The following is a 6,691-nucleotide window of genomic DNA, read 5'->3' as shown; positions in this document are numbered from 1 at the left end:
GCGGTGTTGAGTGGATATGCCGACAGGTCGAATTTCACGGGTATATGGAACACTGACATCTCTGTTTTCTGTTCCGCTCAACCCAACCTACGGGACCCCGAAATCCCTAAATTGACGGCTATGCTTGTATTACATTCCGCTCCGACCACGGGGTCTAAATAATTATAGACTTCGCCATAAATATCCCAAGGTAGTCTCAAGACTACTTGACGACTTCAAGGAGAACCGGTTTATCTAAGGCGAGTGCCTTTTCAAACGTCGGCTTAAAATCATTTGGATCTTCAACGCGTAACCCAATCGCACCGAACGATTCCGCAAACTGGACGAAGTCGGGGTTGGCGAGTTCAACACCGATCCGTTTGCCGAAGCGACGGAGCTGCCCCCGTTCAATCGAAGTATACTGGTTGTCGTTCATCACGAGCGTCACAATCGGTAGGTTATACAGCACCGCGGTTGCGAGGTCGGGGCAGGTCATTAAAAAACCACCGTCCCCACTCAGCGCGACGACTTTCCGCTCTGGATAGGCGACCTGTGCACCGATAGCACCTGTCAATCCGATTCCCATTGCCACGGATACGCCGGAGAAGATGTAACTGCCCGGATGATAACATGGGAAATGTGCCAGCGCGCCATAGCCAGTAATGTTAACATCAACCGACAAAATCGCATCACGAGGCATCACGTCTCGCATCTCTTGTAGGATCCGAGGGCGTTCAGTCGCTGTCCATCGACGCCGTAATTCGCGTAGTCCTTCGCCCCAACCGCCTTTCGGTTTCTCGTCGCGCAGCGCGGTGTTCAACTGGCGCAAGACCAACTTTGGACTCGCACCGATGCCGACAGTCGCAGGATATTCTTTGTGAATTTCCTCTGGGTCTGCTTCAATATGCAACAACGGTTGCGGAATCTTGAGGCTCCAGTTGCCGGTATCACGGTAGTTAAACCGAGTACCAACAGCAACGATAAGGTCAGACGCTTCCATGGCTGCTTGGGAAACACCATCTCGGAAAACGCCGATTGAGTTCGGCGAATCTTCAGGCACCGAACCCTTGCCAAAGCCTGTCATCACGACGGGCGCGTCCAGCAGCTCGGCGAACTCAAGTATTTCTGCGGTTCCGCGTGTATGATTAATGCCACCGCCTGCAATAATCAATGGGCGTTCTGAGGTGTTCAACAATGCCAGTGCCGCATCTACGTCTTGTGGACTTGCGGTCGTCTGAATACCGTTGTTCCATGGCGGGATTGGAAAGTCTGCTTCGGCATCCAATGCATCTTTTGCTAACTCAATCAGGACAGGTCCAGGTCTACCGGAACGCAGCGCACTGAAACTCCGATTGATGGCACCCGGAATCTGGTCTACCCGATGCACAATTTCCAGATGTTTCGTCATTGTGCTGAAGGCAGCTCTCTGATCTAACCCGTGAAAACTTTTCTTCGGATCCCGGGGTGCCAAATAGGATGGGTTCTGCCCAGTAATCCAAAGCACCGACGAAGATGCTGTATTTGCCTCACCGATACCGATAGAGGCGTTGTTTGAACCCGGACCTGGGACAGTCATACAGACACCAACATCGCCTGTGGCGCGCGCGTAACCATCCGCCATAAATGCCGCACCGCCTTCGTGCCGTGTGACATAGTGATCGATGCTGTCCTGATTGTTGTATAGCGATTCATAAACAGTGTCTAAATGGTTGCCCGGCAAACCGAAAATGACACTCACACCTTGTTCTTTCAAACATTCGACAAAAAGATCTCCGCCCGTCATAATAGCCTCCTTTGGTTCATAAAGTTAAATGGTAGCCTGCAACAATACGCAGAAATACCCTATCAAAAACCCCAAGCAAAAACACGCAGGCGGATAGGTGGAACAATTGGTAGTCGGTTATTCGTTAAAAGTCCCAAACCCGCAGCTTGCAACAACGGCGCAAGCGGATAGGTGGAACACACATCACAGCTCAAACGCCCTTCATGCCTCCGCAAGGTATAATTAAAAAACTTCAAAAAGCCGTCCCTGTTCAACTGTAAACGGACGATTGAGGTATGTCCTTCCATTCGCGTGCCAGAAATCAACAGTCTCTTCCGTTCCCTTAAACACATCCCATTCCGTAACACCGGATACTTCACGGTCTATCTCAATCAAAGCATCAATCGGTTCAGTGCCTCTGTTGAAGAGATAAAATATCTCAAATGCTTCTGTTGCCCGGTGGTGTACTTGAACGAGGTTTGTCTCCTCGTTATCGGGTTTTCTGTAGACGGATACGGGACAATTCACCCATTTTCGGAGACTTTTTTCGAGTCTCTCGATTTTCTCGTTTTGCGGACCCCGTAGAATCGTCGTTCGGCGTCCGTAGATAAGTTGTTCCAGTGGATACGGTTCAAGTCCGATCCTACCGTTAAGCAAGTACGGAATCGGCTCGTCTGCTATCAATCTCCCCTTCGCTTTCGTGAATGCGCGCAGTCGCTTGACGGTCTTTTCTTGAAGCGAGATACAACTCGGAAGCAGAATAACGTTATAAATATCCTTGATGTCCGCTCGGTCGTTCGGGAAACTGAGTACCCCGCTCCGATTGTCCCGTTTTCCTGTGCTACGTAGCGGATTGGGTAACCCAGCCCCTACAATTTCTGCTGTACGCAGTTCCTGTTCCGAGACAATCCTGAAGTCGTATCCCAATTCCCACACGCTCTGACACAACCATCCCCACGCTTTCGTCAATCCATTCCACTGTTTCTCATCAGGTTTTGTCCAGAGGCTCTGTGTCGGTGCGACCATAAGGAGCGGTCTCTTTGGATAACCGCGTGATAACTTTTGCGTTAGCGTAGAAGATTTCGGGACAGTCGCCTGATCGCTATTTATCCACAGATTAAAACCGAGGCTCGCCTCTTCAAGTACTGTCCGTTTGTCCGTTTTCTGGGATGCCTTTCGTGAAATACCGGCATACTGTGTATCGCTACAGACCCATTTCGCAATGACGAATCGCTTCGGTGTATCTATTTCGGTGGCGTTTAGAATCGGACAGTCCACTTCTGCCAGCATTGCACCTAACTCAAACTCCAGTGCTTTTGCACTTGCGGGGAGACTTAAAGCAAACTGCAGCTTTTCCTGATGACAGAAGTCGCGCACACCTCTAAGAAAGTAGGTGGCGAATCGCGTTGTCAATTCGCCCCAAAATGTGTTCCTGACAGCTGCCGAGTTGTAAGTTTCGTAGAAAACCAGGGGCAGATATGTTGTAAGTGTTTCCTCAGTCGTTTCTAAAAGTGTAGAACTCCACGGCACTGAGGTAGTGCCGGTTCCCAGAACACTTGCTAAAGACAAAAACTTCGGTACTTCACAGGTAAAACCGATAAGATGCTTCTTGCCGTAGGTCTTTAAATAGTCTACCAGCACGCGCTTCACGAACCTTGAAACCCCGGTGCTGTTCAAAAGATCTTCAGCTGCCGCTTCTGTTTGGTATAGATGAATCACCGTCCGTCCACGGAGGCGTTCTGCTATTGCAAGGTCGCCGGCTATGCACCGCTGGACATACTCGTTGATATTATAGCAAGGGGCATCCGCCTGCGGTTGCGCAATTAAGTAGTGCTGATTGTATTCCGTCCCATTCTGCGGATGAGATTGACGAAGTTTCGCTTGAATCGCTGTCGTTGTTTCAGCGGCACCAAAGGACTGTTCTACGGCGTTCAATTGATACCGCGTTTTCAACAAGGCAGATGGTAGCGAAACCCATGCGCGTTCCCCGCGTCGCAACAAATGGGTTAATTCTGATCGATGCACTGCCGCTTCTTGCATACTGCGCCACAACAGCGTACTTGCTGCCTCAATAGGAACCGTCTGCACAACTTTCCGCTCCTCATTTTAACCTAAAAGATTTGCAACGCTTAAACGTTTGTGGTATACTTTATAACACCAACGAAAGGGTAAAGATTCGCGAGTTCTCTCCATCCTATAATATTAAAAAGTTTAGCATACCTTCTGAATTGATGCAATCAAAAGTTTTGTTGAGTCTATCCCTAAATCCTGAACAAACACTACACCCAAAAGAGTAGAAATGAACATCCTGGAAAATCTCATCTCAGCATTTTCTGTGCTTCGTGGCAGTAAGCTCCGCACGATTCTCACGCTCTTGGGAATAACGATCGGTATTGCGGGTGTGATCGCGATGATGTCTTTCGGCGCGGGTGCCGAAAAACTCATGATGGCGGAGATCAACAATATCGGTGGGCCGAGTATGTTCGGTGTTTATCGACCCGGGAAAGTCCACAAGAATGGTCGTTGGCAACGCAATAACAGCCCACACCATTTAGAGATGGACGACCTTCGAGACGTTTTGGCAGAATGTCCCTCTGTTGAGGTTGCCACTGTCGAGGGGAGTTACTACATCAGTCTCGGTGTCGATGGGAGATTTCAACAGACCTATCTCCGCGCGACGACAAACGAATACCAAGCCGTTCGCGAATGGAAGACGCAATACGGTAGATTCCTCGCTGATACTGATATGGACACTTGGACAAAGGTCTGCGTCATTGGCTCAAAAATTTGGAAAGAACAGTTTAAGGGACAAGACCCCATCGGCAAAGAAGTCATCATCAACAATCACGGAAGCAACAAACGTTTCACTGTTATCGGAATTATGGAAAGCCGAGGAGATGGATTGGAGCGAGGCAGAAGCGATGACAATATGCTCTTCATCCCGATTACAACCGCACAGAAACGGTTTTGGGGACACGATCATGTTGGGCATATCATGGTGCGTGCTAAGAGTCCGCTTCTCGTAGATCAGGCACTCAAAGAAGTAAAAACCATCATCATGCGTAACCACGGTGGCGACGACACCTTCTTCCGAACATGGTCGGCAAAAAAAGGGATCGAAAATGCGAAAAGAATGATCTTTATCATAGAGTCGGTTCTCGTCGTGATTGCGTCTGTTGCGTTGATCGTAGCCGGTATCGGTATTCTGAATATTATGCTCGTCTCGGTAACGGAGCGGATCCCAGAAATCGGGTTGCGGAAAGCCGTCGGCGCAAAGAGTTTTGACATTCGTTTGCAGTTCCTTACTGAATCTGTACTGTTGTGTGTAATAGGGAGTCTGCTCGGTATCGCTTTTGGTGCTGTCGTGGGAAAAGGCTTCGCATGGATTGTGGGTAAGTTCTTAGATGAACTTGCTTGGCCCTCTGTTGTTACCCCCGAAGCCGTGCTTATCTCTGTTGCGGCAGGTACAGCGATAGGCATTTTCTTCGGCTACTATCCTGCCAGCCAAGCCGCGAAGATGACTCCCATTGATGCCATCCGTCATACATAAAGAAAATAAACATGCAAATATTAGAGAATCTCATCTCAGCATTTTCTGTGCTTCGTGGCAGTAAGCTCCGCACGATTCTCACACTCTTGGGGATAACGATCGGTATTGCGGGTGTGATCGCGATGATGTCTTTCGGCGCGGGTGCCGAAAAACTCATGATGGTGCAAATTGAAAGTATCGGTGGACCGAGTATGTTCGGCGTTTACCGACCCGGGTATATCGAAAAGAACGACCGTTGGCAACGCAATACGAGTCCACATTATCTGGAGATGCGAGATCTGCACGACATTCTGGCGGACTGTCCTTCTGTTGAGGTAGCCACCGTTGAAAGAAGTCATCCGATAGACTTTGAAGTTGACGGAAAACACCGGCGAACCTACATGCGTGCGACAACAAATGAATATCAAGCCGTCCGACGATGGCAGACTGAATACGGCAGGTTCATCGCCGATACCGACATGGATTTCTGGAATAAGGTCTGTGTCATCGGGGCAAGGGTCTGGAAGGAGCAATTTAAAGGACAGGACCCCCTTGGTCAGGAAGTCGGTATCGATAACAAACGCTTTACCGTTATCGGCATTATGGAGAGCCGTGGCGATGGGTTAGAGATGGACAAGAGCGACGATAATATGATCTTCATTCCCATTACAACCGCACAAACCCGTTTTGGGGGGCGTAATCGGGTTGGGGCTATCATGGCGCGTGCCAAGAGCATCGAGTTAGTTGAGCAGGCACTGAAAGAGGTAAAAACCGTTATCATGCGTAACCACGGTGATGACGACACCTTTTTCCGAACATGGTCGGCAAAAAAAGGGATTGAAGGCGGCAGAAGGATTATTTTCATTATAGAGATGGTTCTCGTCGTCATTGCGTCTGTTGCGTTGATTGTAGCGGGTATCGGTATTCTGAACATTATGCTCGTTTCGGTAACGGAGCGGATCCCAGAAATCGGGTTGCGGAAAGCCGTCGGCGCAAAGAGTTTAGACATCCGTCTGCAGTTTCTCACCGAATCCGTGCTATTGTGTGTAATAGGGAGTCTGCTCGGTATCGCGTTCGGTGCTGTGGTAGGGAAAGGCTTCGCATGGGCGGTGAGTCAATTTTTTAATGAACTTTCCTGGCCCTCAGTCGTTACACCTGAAGCCGTGCTCATCTCCGTTGCGGCAGGTACAGCGATAGGTATCTTTTTCGGTTATTATCCCGCCAGCCAAGCCGCGAAAATGACTCCCATTGATGCAATTCGCCATACGTAATCTCGTTTGCCATTAATCTCGATAGGTGCGGTTCTGTAACCCTGATGGTTCCATATAAGGTAGGTGCGGTTTCCAACCGCACCATAGGTGTCAATTTAGGGAGTTTTCAGTAGCCTCTTTGAGTTTGCGAAAGGTAGTATTTTTTCCAGA

The 6,691-nt window shown here is 49.2% G+C and carries 4 protein-coding genes; 2 read left to right on the top strand and 2 right to left on the bottom strand.

The window, feature by feature from the left end; all coding sequences use genetic code 11:
* Positions 1-202 precede the first annotated feature (202 nt).
* Both J4G07_21440 and J4G07_21435 read right to left on the bottom strand, forming a co-directional pair.
* Complete coding sequence (locus J4G07_21440; protein MCE2416549.1) at positions 203-1,762, bottom strand: thiamine pyrophosphate-binding protein; 1,560 nt, start codon at positions 1,760-1,762, stop codon at positions 203-205.
* Between the two features lie 222 nt (positions 1,763-1,984).
* The gene (locus J4G07_21435) at positions 1,985-3,829 is read right to left on the bottom strand and encodes a hypothetical protein (protein ID MCE2416548.1); all 1,845 of its coding nucleotides are present in this window, start codon (positions 3,827-3,829) and stop codon (positions 1,985-1,987) included.
* A 211-nt stretch (positions 3,830-4,040) separates the two neighbouring features.
* Here J4G07_21435 and J4G07_21430 point away from each other — a divergent pair, with 211 nt between their 5' ends.
* Both J4G07_21430 and J4G07_21425 read left to right on the top strand, forming a co-directional pair.
* Entirely contained in the window at positions 4,041-5,291 is a 1,251-nt protein-coding gene (locus J4G07_21430) for an ABC transporter permease (protein MCE2416547.1), read from the top strand.
* A gap of 11 nt (positions 5,292-5,302) precedes the next feature.
* A complete protein-coding gene (locus J4G07_21425) occupies positions 5,303-6,541 on the top strand; it encodes an ABC transporter permease (GenBank protein ID MCE2416546.1) in 1,239 nt (412 codons plus the stop codon).
* Positions 6,542-6,691: the final 150 nt, after the last annotated feature.

The sequence above is a fragment of the Candidatus Poribacteria bacterium genome (genome assembly GCA_021295715.1).
Classification (GTDB): domain Bacteria; phylum Poribacteria; class WGA-4E; order WGA-4E; family WGA-3G; genus WGA-3G.
This window is presented reverse-complemented; position numbering and strand designations above follow the sequence as displayed.

What these genes read in the sequence shown, in the direction of transcription:
- J4G07_21425 (MCE2416546.1), top strand. Translation starts at nt 5,303, where the DNA reads ATGCAAATATTAGAGAATCTCATCTCAGCATTTTCTGTGCTTCGTGGC.
- J4G07_21430 (MCE2416547.1), top strand. Translation starts at nt 4,041, where the DNA reads ATGAACATCCTGGAAAATCTCATCTCAGCATTTTCTGTGCTTCGTGGC.
- J4G07_21440 (MCE2416549.1), bottom strand. Translation starts at nt 1,762, where the DNA reads ATGACGGGCGGAGATCTTTTTGTCGAATGTTTGAAAGAACAAGGTGTG.